The sequence below is a fragment of the Myxococcales bacterium genome (assembly GCA_016717005.1).
Taxonomy (GTDB): Bacteria; Myxococcota_A; Polyangia; order Haliangiales; family Haliangiaceae; genus UBA2376.
On the sequence record JADJUF010000023.1, the window covers coordinates 30,252 to 46,483 of the forward strand.

The following is a 16,232-nucleotide window of genomic DNA, read 5'->3' on the forward strand; positions in this document are numbered from 1 at the left end:
TGGGTTCGACGCGGTGCTTCCATGGGACCCGTCACGATCCCTGCGACGCTGGCGCTCTGTTCTTGTGTGGGGCGTTCACCCGCGATAGAACAGCCGGAACTTTCACCGCTGTTCACTGGGGAGAATTCTCGATGAGACTAGTCAATCGCACGTCCGTTCTGTTCCTTGGCTCGATCGTCTCGGCTGGCCTCGTCGCCTGCGGCGGCGACGACGGCGGTGGCGACGACGTCATCACCGGCACCGACAACACCTTCGTGGTCAGCAAGGTGCAGCTGCCGGCCAGCGCCAACGAGGCGACCATGCTCGGCCTCGACATCGACGATGTGGCCGGCGATTCGAACAACGGCATCGACAACCAGCTCGGCACCTTCCTGGGCTCGCTCCGCGGCATCGCGCCCGGCCTCGACCTCCAGACCTCGCTCGACGAGTCGGTCGACACCGCCTCGGTCCTGCTGCTCGCCAACGTCAAGGCGACCGACCTGACCAACGCCAACGGCGCGGGCATGTGGGTCTACATCGGCGACGGCACCACCGCGACCCCCGCGGCGTGCACCGACGCCAACGACACGGTCTGCCGCCACCACCTCGACGGCACCGGCATGTTCACCATCGAGGCCGGCACCCAGACCGACGCCAAGCTCGCGGGCCGGATCATGGCCGGCAAGTTCTCCGGCGGCCCCGGCACGATCAACCTGCAGCTGTCGCTCAACGCCGGCAGCCCGCCGCTCGACCTGCCGCTCACGCTGGCCAAGGCCGAGATCAACGTGTCGGCCAACGGCTTCGGCGCCGGCAGCAAGCTCGGCGGCGCGATCCTGCAGACCGACATCGAGAGCAAGATCCACCCGGCGATCCAGGGCATCGTCACCGACCTCGTCGATCGCGACTGCGTCGGGACCCGGACCCCGCCGATGTGCGGCTGCCCGAGCGGCTCGACCGGCGCGAGCGTGCTCGGCTTCCTGGACACCGCGATGCCGCGCGACTGCGTGGTCTCGCTGGCCGAGGTCACCTCGACGCTCAACAGCCTGCTGACCACCGACATCGACGTCAACAAGGACGGCACCAACGACGCCGTCTCGCTCGGCATCGGCGTCCTCGCCACCAAGGGCACGTTCACCGTCCCGCAGTGATCTGAGCGGAGGATCTCAGCGGAGTGACTGGCAGGTCTCCCTGAGACCAGGCCAGGGGGTGGGCGCCGCAGGGCGCCCATCGTCGTTTTCGGCTCGCGCGCTAACTCCGACGCCGGTCCGGCTCCGACACCGGTTCCGGTTCCGGTTCCGGCTCCGACGCCGGGTCCGGCGCCGACGCCGGCTCCGGTTCTGGCTCGGTTCCGGTTCCGGTTCCGGTTCCGGCTCGGGCTCCGGTTCCGGTTCCGGTTCCGACTCCGGTTCCGGTTCCGACTCCGGTTCCGGTTCCGGCTCCGGTTCCGGTTCCGGCTCCGGTTCCGGAATCGGTGGGCGGCGCTTGCGCGGTGGCGGGGGCTCTCCGACGATGCCGCCATGCGATGTGCGGTCATCCTCGCCGGCGGCAGCGGGACCCGGCTGTGGCCGGCGAGCCGGCGCGCGCTGCCCAAGCAGTTCCTGGCGCTCACGGGCGGCGACACGCTGATCGGCGCGACCGTGGCCCGGGCCCGGGCGGCGGCGACGCGGGTGCTCGTGGTCACCGCGGCCGAGCAGGCGGCCCTGGTCGCGGGCGCGGTGACCGACGTCGAGATCGTGGCCGAGCCGGCCGCGCGCAACACCGCCGCGGCGCTGGGGCTGGCCGCGGTCCACGCGCTGGCGCGCGATCCCGACGCGGTGATCGGCGCGTTCCCGGCCGACCATCACATCGGCGATCCGGTCGCGTTCGGCGTCGCGATCGAGCGCGCGTTCGCGATCGCCGAGCGGACCGACGTGATCGCCACCGTGGGGATCGCCCCGACCCGGCCCGACACCGGCTTCGGCTACCTGGAGCTGGGCGACGGCGAGGTCGCGCCGGGCGTGCGGCCGGTGGCGCGGTTCGTCGAGAAGCCCGACGCCGCGCGCGCGGCCGCGTACCTGGCCAGCGGCCGGCACCTGTGGAACGGCGGCATGTTCTTCGTGCGCGCGGCCCGGCTGCTCGACGAGCTCGATCGCTGGCTGCCGGCGACCGGGGCCGCGATGCGGGCGATCGCCGCGGCGCTGGCCGCGGGCGAGGACGGCGCGGCCGCGACCGCGGCCCACTACCCGGGCCTGCCGTCGGTGTCGATCGACGTCGGCGTCATGGAGCGGACCGCCGGCGTCGTGGCGGTGCCCGGCGCGTTCGGGTGGAGCGACGTCGGCTCGTGGACGACGGTCGCCGAGCTCGCGGCCCACGACGGGCGCGGCAACGCCACGATCGGCGCGGCGGTGGTCGTCGACGGCCACGACAACCTGGTCGTCGCGGATCCCGACGCGGTGGTCGCGCTGGTCGGGGTCAGCGGGCTCGCGGTCATCCGCGCCGGCGACGCGGTGCTGGTGGTGCCGGTGGCGCGGGCGCAGGAGGTCCGGGCCGCCGTCGACGCGCTGGGCGCGGCCGGGCTCGCGCGCTTCTTGTAGGATGCGCGCTCCATGAACGCGCGCATCTTCCGTGAGTACGACATCCGCGGCGTGGCCGCGCGCGATCTCGATGATCCGCTGGCCCACGCGCTCGGTCGGGCGCTGGCGGCGCGGGTCGCGGCCACCACCGGCGGGCGGCGGCCACGGGTCGCGGTCGGGCGCGACTGCCGGCTGACCTCGCCGCGGCTGCGCGACGCGCTGGTCGCGGGCCTCACCTGCGGCGCCGACGTGGTCGATGTCGGCGGCGTGCCGACGCCGGTCCTGTACTTCGCGGCCCACACGCTCGACGTCGACGGCGCCGCGATGATCACCGGCAGCCACAACCCGGCCGAGGACAACGGCTTCAAGCTGCTGTGCGGGCGCGCCTCGCTTTTCGGCGACGAGATCGCCGGGCTGCGGCGGTGGATCGAGGCGGCGCCGCCGGCCGGCCCCGCGATCGGCACCGTGGTCGAGCACGACGTCACGCCGGCGTACCTCGACGCGGCCGTGGCCGGCCTCCGGCTGGGCCCGCGCCGGCCGAGGCTGGTGCTCGACGCGGGCAACGGCGCCGGCGGGCCGACCGCGCTGGCGCTGTACCGGCGGCTCGGCTTCGACGTGGTGCCGCTCTACTGCGAGCTCGACGGCCGCTTCCCGCACCACCACCCCGACCCGACCGTGCCGGCCAACCTGGCCGATCTGATCGCGACGGTCGCGGCCGAGGGCGCCGAGCTGGGCCTGGCGCTCGACGGCGACGCCGATCGGCTGGGCGCGGTCACCGGCGACGGCCGGATCCTGTGGGGGACCAGCTCATGATCATCCTCGGGCAGGCGCTGCTGGCCGAGGTGCCGGGCGCGCGCTTCGTCGGCGAGGTCAAGTGCTCGCAGGTGATGTTCGACGAGCTGACCCGCGCCGGCGGCGTCGCCGAGATGTGGAAGGTCGGCCACTCGCTGATCAAGGCGCGGATGAAGGCGATCGGGGCGGCGCTGGCGGGCGAGATGAGCGGGCACCTGTTCTTCGCGCACCGCTGGTTCGGGTTCGACGACGCGATCTACGCCGGGGCTCGGCTGCTCGAGGTGCTGACCCGCGGCGACGAGACGCTGACCGCGATCGCCCGCCGGCTGCCAGTGACGTTCACGACGCCGGAGGTGCGGGTCGAGTGCCCCGACGATCGCAAGTTCGCGGTGGTGGCGGCGACGACCGCGGCGATGCGGGCCCGCGCCGACGTGCTCGAGGTGATCGATCTCGACGGCGTGCGCGCGCGGTTCGCCGACGGCTGGGGGCTGTGCCGGGCCTCGAACACCCAGCCGGCGCTGGTGCTGCGCTGCGAGGCCACCACCGCCGCCCGGCTGTCCGAGATCCGGACCATCATCGAGGACGCGATCGCCGCGGCGGTCGCGGCGTGACCGCCGTCGTCGGGGTCGATCTGGGCGGCACCAACCTGCGGGTCGCCGCGGTGGTCGACGGCGCGATCACCGCCAGCGTCCGCCGGGTGCTGGGCGAGCGCCGGTCGGTGGCCGAGGTCGTCGACGCGATCGCCGCCGCGGTGGCCGAGGTGGCGCCGGCGGGCGCGGCGTCGGCGCCGGTCGGCGTCGGGGTCGCGGCGATGCTGGGCGATCGCCGCGGCACGGTGGTCAACGCGCCCAACCTCGGCTGGCGTGACGTCGACTTCGGCGCGCAGCTCGCGGCCCGGCTAGGCCCGCGCCACCCGCTCGGCGTCTACAACGACGTCAACGCGATCGCGTACGGCGAGTTCGCGGCCGGGGCCGGCCGCGGCGCGCGCGATCTGCTGGCGGTGTTCGTCGGCACGGGCCTCGGCGCCGGGCTGGTCGTCAACGGCACGCTGGCCGAGGGCGCCAGCAACTGCGCCGGCGAGCTCGGGCACGTCAAGGTGGCCAGCGGCGCCGACGCGGCGCCGTGCGGGTGCGGCGCGCGCGGCTGCGTCGAGGCCTACGTCGGCGGCGCGGCGCTGCAGGCCCGCATCCGGCGCGAGCTGGCGGCCGGGGCCAGCCCGGCGGTGGCGGCCGCGGCCGGCGGCGCCGACGCCGCCCACCCCGGGCACGTCGACGCGCTGGCCGACGTCGACCCCTGGGCCCGGGCGCTCCTGGACGAGTGCGGGCGGTGGCTGGCGCTGGCGATCGGCAACGCGGTGACGGTGCTCAACCCCGACCGGCTGGTGCTCGGCGGCGGCGTGCTGGGGCGGTCGCCGCGGTTGCGCGCGCGGCTCGTGGCCGAGCTGCCGGCGGTGGCGCCGATCGCGGTGCTGCGGCCGCTGACGATCGTCGACGCCGCGCTCGGCGACGACGCCGGGCTGGTCGGCGCGGCGCTGCTGGCCCGCGACGGCGTGTCGACGTTCGGCGCGTAGCCGCGCGCGCCGGCGACTTCGGTGCGGCGGCCGTCGGCGGCGGTGGCATGCTGGTGGGCATGGTGCGTCGCGCCGCGGTCGTGATCGTCCTGGCCGCGTGCGCCGGTGCGCCGGTCGCGCCCGCGCCGGTCGCGCCCGCGCCGAGCGAGGCCGGGCCCCGGGGCGCGCCGGCGGATCGCGCCGGCCCGCCGGTCGCGCCGGTGCTCGACGAGGTCCGCGCCGCGGCGACCGCGCGCGGGCAGGTCGAGCGGGCGGTGCCGCGCCTCGACCCGGCCCTCGACGAGGTCGCTCGGGTCGCGGCGATGACCGCCAGCGCGACCTACGTGGTCGGCGCGACCGAGCTGCGCGAGGCGATGGCCGCGCAGGTGCGCTCGGGCCTGGACCCGCACGTCCTCACCGCCCGCGGCGACGACCTGACCGTGCGGGCGCAGCTGGTGCCGGCGCTGGCCGAGCTGCGGGCGCAGGCGGGGGTCGCGACGGTCGGCGTGGCCGAGGCCGGCGTCGGCGCCGACCGGGTCGTCGCCGTGGTCGCGATGCCGCCGCCGAGCCAGCCGATCGCGATCGAGCAGCACGGCGCGATCGCGCGGGTGGTCGTGCCGTGGACCTGGGCGGCGCCGCCGCACGCCTTCGACGTCACCACCACGACCACGCGCCGGGTCCCGGTGACCGCCGCCATGGGCGAGGCGCGCCTCGAGGTCGACTGCGCCGGCGGCGGCACCCGCGCGATCGAGCTCGACGCCGGCGAGCGCCTGGTCGCGCGCGTGGTCAACGTCTGCGGACCGCTGACGCCGCTGGCGGCGGGCGCGGTCGAGCTGGGGCCGCCGGCCGCCACCGCGGTCGAGATCGAGGAGCGGCTGTTCGAACTGCTCAACCGCGAGCGGGTCGCCGCGGGGCTGGTGGCGGTGATCTGGGATCCCCAGGCCCACGCCCTGGCGCGGCGTCACGCCGGGCGGATGGCCGCGCTGGGGTTCCTCGGCCACGTCGCGCCGGACGGCGAGACCCTGGCCGACCGGGTGGCGCGCGCGGGGCTGCCGGCGCGCGAGACCTTCGAGAACGTCGGCCTGGCCGACGGGCCCGCGCGGGTCCACGTCGCGTTCATGGCCAGCCCCGGGCACCGCCACAACCTGCTCGCCGAGCGCGCGCGGCAGGGCGCGGTCGGCCTGGCCCCGGCGCCGCGAGCGCCCGGCACCTTCTACGTCACGCAGCTCCTGTTCGAGCCGCTGTGACCGTGGCCGTCAGGGCTCGTCGGCGACCTGCCGGGCCAGCGCGCCGACGGTCAGCGCGTCGTTGCCGACCAGGCGGTAGCGCAGCGCCCCGGCGCGATCGACGATCAGCACGTGCGGCAGGCCGCGGATGCCGTAGGCGCCGGCGATCGGGGTCGCGCCGTCGCCGACGTCGACCGTGCGTACGACGATGCGCGCGTCACCGGTGATCGCCTCGCGCAGGTTGGCGTCGACCACCTCGCACGCGCCGCACCAGTCGGCGCGGAAGTCGACGACGGTGACCAGGCCCGGCACGAGCGCGGCCTCGACGTCGACCAGCTCGCCCGGCGCGTTGATCGCCAGGAACTGCGGCGGCGGCGCCGGCGCGACCGGGCGCGGGCGGCACCCGAGCGCGGCCACCGCGACGACGACCGCGATCCGCCCCCTCACGATCCACCCGTGACGACGGCGCGGAGCGCGGCGAGGTCGTCGGGGCCGAGGCCGACCTCGACCACCGGCGTGACGTCGAGCGCGCCGCCGTTGACCAGATCGCTGGCCTCGATGCGCGGGATGCGGTCGACGTCGACCGTGACCTCGCACGCGGCGATGGCGCCGGTGCCGAGCGGCAGGCCGCCGATCTGGTAGCGACCGTACGGCCGCGGCGGCACGGTGTCCTCCCACAGCTCGAGGTCGATCGCGGCCCGATCGGGTCGATCGCGCGCGATCAGCCGGACCTCGCGGGTCGGCGCGATCGCGCCGGTCGGGATCATCGAGGTCAGCGCGCTGCCGGCGCCGAGCGAGAAGCCGGGCTCGATCACGTCGACGCACACCGCCGCGGGCTCGTCGAGGAACATGCGCGCGGCCCGGGCGGCGCCGCAGGCCAGCGCGGTCTCGGGCCGCTCGATCGGTCGGCCGGCGTGCGGGAAGCCGGCCAGCGTGCGCGCGACCAGCGCCGCGTCGAGCGCGCCGCCGCCGATCACGATCGCGTCGGACAGCCCGTCGGCCGTGACCGCGGCCGCGGCCAGCGCCCGGGCGCAGGCGTCGGCGATCGCGGTCGGCCCGACCGGCACCCGGGCGTGCGCCAGCACGTCGATCACGCCGTCGACGTGCTCGACCACGGCGGCGCGCACCGCGGCGGTCCCGACGTCGATCACCAGCACGCGGGCGGGGCGATCGTCGGCCACGGCCAGCGCGGCGGCCGCCGGCGCCGCCAGCAGGCGCACGGCCGGCACGCCCGCGGCGATGACCGCGTCGCGCAGGACCCGGCGCTCGAGCGCGCCGAGCGCGACCGGGACGGCGACGACCGCGCCGCGCACGGGGCCGAACTTCGCCTCGGTCGCGACGACGACGGCCCGGACCAGGTGCGCGACCAGCTCGACCGGCGAGCGCCGGCGGCCATCGACGACCGGCCACGCGACGCCGGCGACGCCGTCGGACGCGGCCCGCGCCAGCCACGGCACGATCGCGTCGAGCTGCTGCCCGGCGCGGCACAGGTCGAGGTCGGCGCCGGTGCGCGCGGCGCCGTCGGCGAAGCCGATCGCGGCCGGCAGGGTCACCGCCAGCTCGACGCGATCGTCGACCAGCGTCGCGGCGCGCAGCCAGGTGGTGCCGAGGTCGAGGCCGAGCGCGTGGGTCATCGGTACGCCTCGCCGATCAGGGTCGCGTCGAGCGGCGCGCCTTGCTGGAGCGCGGCCAGCACGCGCCGGGCCTCGTCGCCGTCGGGATCGAGCGTCAGCGCCGCGCGCACCGCGGCGACCGCCTGGTCGCGATCGCCGCGCCCGCACGCGGCCTGGGCCGCGGCGACCTCGACCAGGGCCGCGAGGCGGCGATCGCGCGGGTACACCTGGCTGGCGGCCGACGCCAGCTGCGCGGCGCCGTCGTGGTCGCCGGCGACCAGGCGCTCGCGGATCGCGCGCACGAACCGATCGCCCGGCCCCGAGCGCGCCTGGCGCAGCGACTGCTCGACGGTGGCGGTGGCGGCGGACGCGGCGCGCGCCGGCGGCGGTGAGGTCGCGGACGCGCGCGGCGGCGCGGGCAGGTCGAGCTCGAGCGCCATCGGCGTCGGCGGCGCGGGCAGCGGCAGCTCGAGGTTGCCGTCGAGATCGATCAGCGGCGGCCCGCTCGGCGGCGGCGCGGTGGTCCGGACCGGCGGCGGCGCGGTGGCGCGGATCGGCGGCGGCGCGGTGGTCCGGACCGGCGGCGGCGCGGTGGCGCGGATCGGCGGCGGCGCGGTGGCGCGGATCGGCGGCGGCGCGGTGGTCCGGACCGGCGGCGGCGCGGTGGTCCGGCCCGGCGGCGGGGTGGTGGCGCGGCCCGGCGGCGGGGTGGTGGCGCGGCCCGGGGCGGCGACGCGTGGACCACGGCCGGTGTTGACCTCGACCGTGTCGTGGACTGGCGGCGTCAGCGGCTCGACGTCGAAGCTGTCGCTGGCCGCGGCCTCGATCTCGAGCGAGCCGACGGTGCGCACGCCCGTGCCCGCGATCACCGCGCGGTGGTCGGCGCAGACGGTGGCCCGCATGCGCTCGTAGGCGCGCGTGATGTGGATCATCGCCTCCTCGGCGGTCAGCCGCAGGGCCGCGCTGCGGTGGCGGGCGACCGCGTCGGGGTGCTCGCGCCGGAGCCGCTGCCGCCACGCCGCGCGCAGCTCCTCGAGCGTGGGCCCGCGGCTGCAGCCGAGGACCTCGTGCGCGGCCTGCTGCCGCAGCTTGCGCAGGTGCGACTCGCGGGCCGCCAGCGTCGTCGAGAGGTCGCCGTCGTCGCCGCCCGCGCGCGCGTCGGCCAGCATGGCCTGGAGGCGCTCGATCGCGGCGCGCGCGCCCGCGAGGATCACGACCGCGGCGTCGGCCCGGTCGCGCTGGTCGGGCGCGCCGACCGCGCCGTCGAGCGAGACGACGATCTGGTTGGGCAGCTCGATCGCCAGCGTCACCGGCGCGCCGACCTCGGCGCTGAACGGCACCTTCATCGACAGCCGACCGTCGGGCCGGAGCTTCTTGCGCAGGAACGCGTCGACCTGATCCCACCGCGCGCACCGCACCCGCAACAGGCGCGGCGGCGTCATCGCGCCGGGTCCATCCGGCCGACCCGCCGCGGGCCCGTCATCGCGGCTTGCCTGGCCTGGTCGGGGCTGGCACCAGCTCGACCGATCGCTCGATCGAGCCGTGCAGCGGGGCGCCGCGCAGCGGCACGTTGGGATCGCCGCCGTTGCGCCAGTCCTCGGCGGCGACCCGGACGAAGCCGGGGACCGAGCCGTCGCGGGTCAGCTTGAACTCGTAGTCGCGGGCGGCCTCGACGCCGGCTAGCTCCATCGTGTTGGTCTGCCCGACCAGCAGGTAGACCGCGGCGCCGGGCGGGTCGGTCGTCACCGACAGCCGGCCCTTGCCCTTGGGGGGGCCCGGCTGCTCACGCGCGGTCGGCGCCGCCGGCATCGCCGGCAGCGGCTTGGCGTCGCCGGCCAGCGGCGCCAGCTTCACGGTGATCGAGGCGCGGAGCGCGTCGTCGGTGCCGCTCCACTGGCTCCCGACCACGTGGAGATCCTGGGGCTGGTAGCCCTCGAGCTCGACCCGCAGCTCCCAGATGGTGGTGGTCGCGAGCTGGATCGACTCGAACGGCGCGCGGCCGAGCAGCAACCACACCGTCGCGAGATCGGGCGTCGAGCGCACCGTGATGTTGCCGGGCTTGGCCTTGTTGTCGCGCAGGCGCTGCTCGAGCTCGCGGTTCGCGGCCTCGGTCTCGGCCCGCTTGCGCGCCGCCTCGGCCTTGCCCTCCTCGATCTCCTTGCCCTGCCGGTTCATCCCGGTCACGAGGACGTAGCCTCCCCCGGCCAGCACGGCCACCGAGATCCCGCCGATCACCCACGACTTCCACGGGCTGGTCAGCCGCGGCGGCGCGAGCTCGGGCACGACCTCGGTCATCGGCGTCGCGACCCGCCGCGGCTTCGGCGGCGCGGGCGCGGGCTCAGGTACAGGCGCGGGCGCGACGGTCTCGCCCGATGGATCGGGCGCGGCGGCGAGGGTCTCGCCGGTCGGCTCCGGCGCCGCCAGCACGGGCGCCCGCCGGGCCCGGGCGGGCGGGTCGAGCTCGGGCGCCGGCGCCGGGGTCATCGCGATCAGCTCGGAGATCGGATCGCGCGCGGCCTGGCCGGGGCCGTCGTCGACGTGGGTCAGCGCGTCGTCGGCGCTCTCGTCGAGATCGTCGAGCAGCGCGTCGAGGCCACCGCCGCCGCGGGACGCCCGCCGCGCGATCGGCGCGTCGAGCGTGGCCTCGGGCGGGGGCGTCGGCGGCGCGGCGGGGGCGCCGGTGGCGGTCGGGCGGGTGACCTCGACCGTGCCGGGCAGGCTCGCCAGCAGGTCCTCGATGCCGTCGTCGCCGTCGGGCGCCGGGGCCGGGCCCAGGTCGGCGAGCGCGCGGTGGACCTCCGCCGGCGTGGCCACATCCCAGCGGTCGTCCTCGAGCGCCTCGGAGAAGTTCTCCTGCAGCTCGATCGCGTTGGCGAAGCGCCGATGGAGATCGGTGTCGAGCGCGCGCTGCACCAGGCGCTCGACCGCCGGCGTCGTGTTGATCGTCCCGGGCGGGGTCGCGCCCGACAGCAGCGTGAACAAGAGCGCGCCCATCGCGTAGACGTCGGCGACCGGACCCGGGACGTCGCCGAGCGCGACCTCGGGCGCGAGGTACCCGCCGAACCCGCGCAGCGACATGGCCTCGGAGCCGGCCGCCGCCGCCGCCATCGCCGCGTGCCCGACCGCGAAGTCGGTCACGCGCACCGCGCCGTCGTCGTCGATCAGGATGCTGCGCGGGTGCAGCGCGCCGTGGGTGATGCCGACCGCGTGGGCGGTGGCGACGCCGTCGATCACCGAGCGCGCGATCGCCGCGGCCACCCGCGGCGGCAGGCCGCGCCCGCCGGCGCCGTCGAGGATGTCGTCGAGCGTGCGGGCGCCGCGCACCGCCTCGGTGACGATCACCAGATCCTTGCCGTCCTTGGCGACGACGACGGTGCCGACGACCGCGCGGTGGTGGAACGCGCCCAGCAGCGACGCGGACCCGGCCGCGAGCGCGTCGCCGAAGCGCGGATCGGCGGCCAGGGGCGCGTCGACCACCAGCAGGCGCACCTCGCGGCGGCCTTCGCCGCTGGCGCGATAGAGGTCGCCGTACACCTGACGGGCGAGCAGATCGCCGACGGTGAAACCGGCGAGGGACCGTTGCCCGGCGGGACGTACCACGGGCGTGACTATACCGCCGCGGCGTCGCTGGCGCGCGCTCCGGCGACGCGAGAATCGCGCGGCGAATCGTGGTATCTGCCGGGCCTCATGAAGCACCGGATCGCGTCGATCTTCTCGGGTCAGGTCCCGGTCGGCACCCACGTCGTGGTCGAGGGCTGGGTCCGCACCCGCCGCGACTCCAAGGCCGGCGTGTCGTTCATCGCCGTCCACGACGGCTCGTGCTTCGACCCGCTGCAGGTGGTCGCGCCGGCCGAGCTGCCCGACTTCGCCGAGACCGTCGGCAAGCTCACGACCGGCTGCGCGGTCCGGGCCACCGGCGAGCTGATCGCGTCGCAGGGCAAGGGCCAGGCGGTCGAGGTGCGGGCCACGGCGATCGAGGTGGTCGGCTGGGTCGACGACCCCGACACCTACCCGATGCAGCCCAAGCGCCACACGATGGAGTACCTGCGCGAGGTCGCGCACCTGCGCCCGCGCACCAACATCATCGGCGCCGTGACCCGGGTCCGGCACTCGCTGGCGATGGCGGTGCACCGCTTCTTCGACGAGCACGGCTTCTTCTGGATCCACACGCCGATCATCACCGCGTCGGACGCCGAGGGCGCCGGCCAGATGTTCCGGGTGTCGACGCTCGACGCCGCCAACCCGCCGCGCACCGCCGCCGGCGGCGTCGACTGGGACAAGGACTTCTTCGGCAAGCAGGCCCACCTGACGGTGTCGGGCCAGCTCAACGTCGAGACCTACTGCATGGCCATGAGCCGGGTCTACACGTTCGGGCCGACCTTCCGGGCCGAGAACTCCAACACCCGGCGCCACCTGGCCGAGTTCTGGATGATCGAGCCGGAGCTGGCGTTCGCCGACCTGGCGGCCGACGCCGACCTGGCCGAGGCGTTCCTGAAGTCGATCTACAAGACGCTCCTGGTCGAGCGCGCCGACGACCTCGCGTTCTTCGAGAAGTTCGTCGACCCGACCTGCCGCGCGCGCCTGACCGCGCTGGTCGACTCGACCTTCACGCGCATGGACTACGGCGACGCGATCAAGGAGCTCGAGCGCTCCGGCAAGAAGTTCGAGTTCCCGGTCAGCTGGGGCATGGACCTGCAGGCCGAGCACGAGCGGTTCCTCACCGACGAGGTCGTCAGGGGCCCGCTCGCGGTGCTGAACTATCCGAAGGACATCAAGGCGTTCTACATGCGCATGAACGACGACGGGAAGACCGTCGCGGCCATGGACGTGCTGGCGCCCGGCATCGGCGAGATCATCGGCGGCAGCCAGCGCGAGGAGCGGCTCGACGTGCTCGACGCTCGCATGGACGCGATGGGCCTGCCCAAGGACGACTACGGCTGGTACCGCGACCTGCGCCGCTATGGCACCGTGCCCCACGCCGGCTTCGGGCTCGGGTTCGAGCGCGCGATCCAGTACGCGACCGGCGTCGAGAACATCCGCGACGTGATCCCGTTCCCGCGGGCGCCGCGCCAGGCCGAGTACTGATTCCGTCCGGCGCCGTCGCGCGCGCGGCCGCGGGTGCCGTCGAGCGCCGGCGTGATCCGGACCCGTCCACGTCCGCCCCGGCGGAGGAAAGCTAGCTGCGCATGGAGTCCTCGCTGCCGCCGATGATCGATCCCGACCGTGCGCGCGGGTGGCTCGACGCCGTCGAGCGACGCCAGGGCGCGCTGGCGCTGGGGCGCCCGGCCGAGGCGCCGCTCGAGCCGGGCGCCGAGCTGGCCGGGCTGGCCGGGCTCGCGGCCAAGTTCCTCGCGGTCGGCACGCCGCGGACGATGGGGCTGGTCGGCCTGCGCGACCTCGCGCCGGCGGTGGTCGCGACCCAGCGCGCCTACGCGGCGCCGCGCGAGCTGCGCGTGTTCGACGGCGATCCGGTCGTGGCGGCGCGCACCGCGCTCGCGGTCGGCGGGCGGGGCGCGTCGCTGACCGAGGCGTGCGCGTGCGACGTCGTGGTCGCGCGCGGGCCGGTGGCGATCGAGCGGGCGTGGATCCGCGACGGCACGCTCGTGACGGCGCTCGATCGCGCCGTCGTGCTGGCGCCGGCGCTGGTGGCGGCCGCGGTGGTCTACACCGCCGGCGCCGTCGACGATCTGGTCGCCCACGCCACGCTGGGCGCGGTCGCGGCCGGCCTGGTCGACGGCCGCACGCTCGACGAGATCACGCTGCTGGTGATCGGCGGCGCCTGAGGCGCGCCGAAAGGCGCGCGGCCCGGCGCGGGTGGCGTCGGGCCGGGCGATCAGCGCGCGGGCGTGCTCAGGGGTAGGTGCACATCGGATCGCCGGGGTGGCACGGCGGCGGCGGCGGCGGGGTGCACATCGGATCGCCGGCCGGGCACGGCCACGGGGTGCACATCGGATCGCCGGGGGAACACGGCGGCGGCGGCTCGTTGCAGGCGTCGGTCGCGAGCTGCTCGCAGGTCATCGGATCGAGGCCCTGGATCAGGCAGTCGCGCAGCACCTGATCGTGGCACGACGGTCCGCCGCAGGTCGGGTCGGTCGCCGGATCGCACGGCGGCGGCGGGCACATCGGATCGCCGGCCGGGCACGGCCACGGGCCGCAGGTCGGGTCGGTCGCCGGATCGCACGGCGGCGGCGGCTCGCAGACCGAGGTCGCGCGCAGCTCGCACGACATCGGATCGCCGCCGGCCTGGAGACAGTCGCGCAGCACCTGGTCGTGGCACGACGGGCCGCCGCAGCTCGGGTCGGTGTTCGGATCGCACGGCGTCGAGCCGCACGTCTGGGCGGCGGCGTCGGCGCAGGTCATCGGGTCGCGGCCGGAGGCGACGCACTCGGCGAACACCCGATCGAAGCAGTCGGGGTCGCCTGGTCCACACGACGGATCGCCGGGCACGCAGCTCGGCGTGCACATCGGATCGCTGGGGTCGCACGGCGTGCCGTAGCAGACCTGATCGGCGTAGGCCGCGCACTGCTGGTCGTCGCCGTTCATCCCGACGCACTCGTTGAAGACCCGATCGAAGCAGTCGGGATCGGGGCCGGGGCCGGGGCCGTCGCACGACTCGCTGGCGCGCAGGTCGCAGAGCATCGGATCGCCGCCGCTGTCGAGGCAGGCGCGCATGACCTCGTCGTAGCAGGTCGGGTCCGAGGGCCCGGGGCCGCCCAGGTCGCACCGGGTCAGGACCAGATCAGCGCAGACGTCAGCGGGGAGCTGGTTCAGGTAGCACTCGGCGATCGTGTCGTGGACGCACTGGCCGGTGGCGTCGGGATCGCCGAGCAGGTGGTCCGACGAGCCGTCGGCGTACATCGAACATCCTGCGAGACCAGCGCCGACCACCAGGGCGAGCGCGAAGCGAAGTCTTGACCGAGCGAACATGGAACCTCCTGGGTGATGGTGGGGAGAGCCGCCACCACCAGAAAACAGCTCACGGGGTCGGCTGAAAACACACGCCGGTGCGGTCGCCGCAGACCGCGGTGCACTGCCATTGCCCCATCACACAGTCGCACGCGCCGGTGACGCAGGTCATGCACGTCTCGGCCGGCGCGCAGCTCGTGTCGCAGCCGAGCGGCGCCGGGCTCGGGCATCCGGGCGCCGCGCACACGTTGGCGCAGCAGCTCGGGTCGCCGGGCATGCACCCCGGCGCGCAGACGATGCCCGGGTAGCACTCCTCACCGGGGCACTGGGTGGGATCGCTGCCGCACTCGCTGGCGGGCGCGCACGTGCAGGTCGGGCAGCCGTTGCGCACCAGCGGCGCGAGCCCGCTCGGGCACGGCGGGCACATCGACGGGTCGGGACAGGCGACGCACTGGTCGCCTTCGCACAGCTGCACGCCCGGCGCGCACGCGCGATCATCGGTGCAGGTGGCGCAGCCGGGCTCGCAGTAGGGCGTCAGCGCCAGCGTGCCCCCGGCGCAGGTGGCGATCGTCTGGCAGCAGGCCGGGTCGGTGCGATCGGGCAGCGCGCACACGCCGCTGAAGACGCACGCCTGGGTGTCGCTGGTGCGGCCGGGGACGTCGGCGCACGAGGTCAGCGGCGTGCCGTCGGTGAGGACGTCGGCGTCCTCGGTGACGCACGCGCCCAGCGCGAGCACCACGACCACCACCGCCGCGCGGATCATCGCCGCACCTCGACCGCGCCGCCGACGGTCCAGCCGGCCAGCGACACCAGCGGGGTCGAGTTGGCGCGGGCGACCAGGCCCGAGCCGCCGCCGACCGCGACGGTCGCGGTGACCTCGGCCCGCGCGATCGGCAGCGTGAACGACAGCTCGGCGGCGCCGTGGACCGCGGTCGTGGCGATCGACGTGGCCATCACCGCCGGATCCGAGCTAGTGGCCGCGACGGTCTGCCGCGACACGTCGACGCGCGCGCCGACGCAGGTGATCGGTCGGCCCTGGGCGCACGCGACCGTGACCGCGAGGTCGACGCCGACCAGCCACGGCGTCGCCTGCCCGATGCGGTGGGTCACCGAGGTCGCCGCGGCGTGGACGCCGAGCGCGAGCGGGCCGCGCCCGACGCCGACGCCGGCGCCCCACAGCGGCACGCCGTCGTAGCTGCGCACGAGCGCGCGCCCGATCAACGCGAGGGCGGCGAGCGCCGCGGCCCTCGAGCACCGACGCGCGTCCGTGGGGCAGCCCCGGCCGCTCGGCCGCGGTGGCGCCGGGGCCCCTGGCGTCGCGCGCGTCACCCGGCAGCGCCGGCATCGTCGGCAGCGTCGGCGTCGTCGTCTCCACCGGCGCGGGCGGCTGCGCGTCTGGCGGCGGGGCAGGCGGGAGCGGCGCCGGCACCGGGCGCTCGAGCTCGAGCGCGGTCGCGACCAGCGCGACCACCCGCGGCGCCAGCGGCGGGGGCACGTCGCGCAGATCGACCTCGCGCGTGCGGACGCCGGCGTCGGTGGTGATCGTCAGGGTGGCGGTCCCGTCGGGGCGACAGGCCACCACGACGGTGGTGGCGGTCGCGCCCTCCTGCGCCAG

At 76.0% G+C, this 16,232-nt stretch carries 13 protein-coding genes and 1 pseudogene; 7 read left to right on the forward strand and 7 right to left on the reverse strand.

What is annotated here, in order from left to right:
* The first annotated feature begins 131 nt into the window (after positions 1-131).
* The 5 genes and pseudogenes from IPL61_20350 (at position 132) to IPL61_20370 (ending at position 6,119) form a co-directional block, all read left to right on the forward strand.
* Positions 132-1,127 (forward strand): hypothetical protein, encoded by a 996-nt coding sequence (locus tag IPL61_20350; GenBank protein ID MBK9033582.1) that lies wholly within the window; start codon positions 132-134, stop codon positions 1,125-1,127.
* Between the two features lie 369 nt (positions 1,128-1,496).
* Positions 1,497-2,552, forward strand: coding sequence for a mannose-1-phosphate guanylyltransferase (locus tag IPL61_20355; GenBank protein ID MBK9033583.1), 1,056 nt, complete (start codon positions 1,497-1,499; stop codon positions 2,550-2,552).
* Between the two features lie 12 nt (positions 2,553-2,564).
* Positions 2,565-3,934: pseudogene (locus tag IPL61_20360) on the forward strand (phosphomannomutase/phosphoglucomutase).
* Positions 3,853-4,893 carry an ROK family protein gene (locus IPL61_20365; protein MBK9033584.1) on the forward strand — a complete coding sequence of 347 codons (1,041 nt, stop codon included), beginning with the start codon at positions 3,853-3,855 and terminating at the stop codon, positions 4,891-4,893. Before IPL61_20360 ends, IPL61_20365 begins: the two are co-directional and overlap by 82 nt.
* A 59-nt stretch (positions 4,894-4,952) precedes the next feature.
* Positions 4,953-6,119 carry a CAP domain-containing protein gene (locus tag IPL61_20370; protein ID MBK9033585.1) on the forward strand — a complete coding sequence of 389 codons (1,167 nt, stop codon included), beginning with the start codon at positions 4,953-4,955 and terminating at the stop codon, positions 6,117-6,119.
* Positions 6,120-6,128: 9 nt separating this feature from the next.
* Here IPL61_20370 and IPL61_20375 read toward each other — a convergent pair whose 3' ends face one another.
* From IPL61_20375 to IPL61_20390, 4 genes are read right to left on the reverse strand one after another with little or no spacing between them, the layout of a single operon-like run.
* On the reverse strand, positions 6,129-6,545 hold the full coding sequence (locus IPL61_20375; GenBank protein ID MBK9033586.1) for a thioredoxin family protein: 417 nt from the start codon (positions 6,543-6,545) through the stop codon (positions 6,129-6,131).
* Complete coding sequence (locus IPL61_20380) at positions 6,542-7,732, reverse strand: Hsp70 family protein (GenBank protein ID MBK9033587.1); 1,191 nt, start codon at positions 7,730-7,732, stop codon at positions 6,542-6,544. Before IPL61_20380 ends, IPL61_20375 begins: the two co-directional genes overlap by 4 nt.
* Positions 7,729-9,153, reverse strand: coding sequence for a hypothetical protein (locus IPL61_20385; protein MBK9033588.1), 1,425 nt, complete (start codon positions 9,151-9,153; stop codon positions 7,729-7,731). The genes IPL61_20380 and IPL61_20385 overlap by 4 nt, the downstream gene beginning before the upstream one ends.
* A 37-nt stretch (positions 9,154-9,190) precedes the next feature.
* On the reverse strand, positions 9,191-11,311 hold the full coding sequence (locus IPL61_20390; GenBank protein MBK9033589.1) for a protein kinase: 2,121 nt from the start codon (positions 11,309-11,311) through the stop codon (positions 9,191-9,193).
* 87 nt (positions 11,312-11,398) lie between these two features.
* Here IPL61_20390 and asnS point away from each other — a divergent pair, with 87 nt between their 5' ends.
* Together asnS and IPL61_20400 are read left to right on the forward strand one after the other, a co-directional pair.
* Positions 11,399-12,796, forward strand: coding sequence for an asparagine--tRNA ligase (gene asnS / locus IPL61_20395; protein ID MBK9033590.1), 1,398 nt, complete (start codon positions 11,399-11,401; stop codon positions 12,794-12,796).
* Positions 12,797-12,897: 101 nt separating this feature from the next.
* On the forward strand, positions 12,898-13,494 hold the full coding sequence (locus IPL61_20400) for a hypothetical protein (GenBank protein ID MBK9033591.1): 597 nt from the start codon (positions 12,898-12,900) through the stop codon (positions 13,492-13,494).
* A 67-nt stretch (positions 13,495-13,561) separates the two neighbouring features.
* On the opposite strand, the gene IPL61_20405 is transcribed toward IPL61_20400, so the two are convergent.
* From IPL61_20405 to IPL61_20415, 3 genes are read right to left on the reverse strand one after another with little or no spacing between them, the layout of a single operon-like run.
* Positions 13,562-14,638, reverse strand: coding sequence for a hypothetical protein (locus IPL61_20405; GenBank protein ID MBK9033592.1), 1,077 nt, complete (start codon positions 14,636-14,638; stop codon positions 13,562-13,564).
* A 49-nt stretch (positions 14,639-14,687) separates the two neighbouring features.
* Positions 14,688-15,380 carry a hypothetical protein gene (locus IPL61_20410; protein MBK9033593.1) on the reverse strand — a complete coding sequence of 231 codons (693 nt, stop codon included), beginning with the start codon at positions 15,378-15,380 and terminating at the stop codon, positions 14,688-14,690.
* Positions 15,377-15,820, reverse strand: coding sequence for a hypothetical protein (locus IPL61_20415; GenBank protein MBK9033594.1), 444 nt, complete (start codon positions 15,818-15,820; stop codon positions 15,377-15,379). The genes IPL61_20410 and IPL61_20415 overlap by 4 nt, the downstream gene beginning before the upstream one ends.
* Between the last annotated feature and the right edge of the window lie 412 nt (positions 15,821-16,232).

What these genes read in the sequence shown, in the direction of transcription:
- IPL61_20400 (MBK9033591.1), top strand. Translation starts at nt 12,898, where the DNA reads ATGGAGTCCTCGCTGCCGCCGATGATCGATCCCGACCGTGCGCGCGGG.
- IPL61_20410 (MBK9033593.1), bottom strand. Translation starts at nt 15,380, where the DNA reads ATGATCCGCGCGGCGGTGGTGGTCGTGGTGCTCGCGCTGGGCGCGTGC.
- IPL61_20350 (MBK9033582.1), top strand. Translation starts at nt 132, where the DNA reads ATGAGACTAGTCAATCGCACGTCCGTTCTGTTCCTTGGCTCGATCGTC.
- IPL61_20355 (MBK9033583.1), top strand. Translation starts at nt 1,497, where the DNA reads ATGCGATGTGCGGTCATCCTCGCCGGCGGCAGCGGGACCCGGCTGTGG.
- IPL61_20385 (MBK9033588.1), bottom strand. Translation starts at nt 9,153, where the DNA reads ATGACGCCGCCGCGCCTGTTGCGGGTGCGGTGCGCGCGGTGGGATCAG.
- IPL61_20405 (MBK9033592.1), bottom strand. Translation starts at nt 14,638, where the DNA reads ATGTTCGCTCGGTCAAGACTTCGCTTCGCGCTCGCCCTGGTGGTCGGC.
- IPL61_20370 (MBK9033585.1), top strand. Translation starts at nt 4,953, where the DNA reads ATGGTGCGTCGCGCCGCGGTCGTGATCGTCCTGGCCGCGTGCGCCGGT.
- asnS (MBK9033590.1), top strand. Translation starts at nt 11,399, where the DNA reads ATGAAGCACCGGATCGCGTCGATCTTCTCGGGTCAGGTCCCGGTCGGC.
- IPL61_20380 (MBK9033587.1), bottom strand. Translation starts at nt 7,732, where the DNA reads ATGACCCACGCGCTCGGCCTCGACCTCGGCACCACCTGGCTGCGCGCC.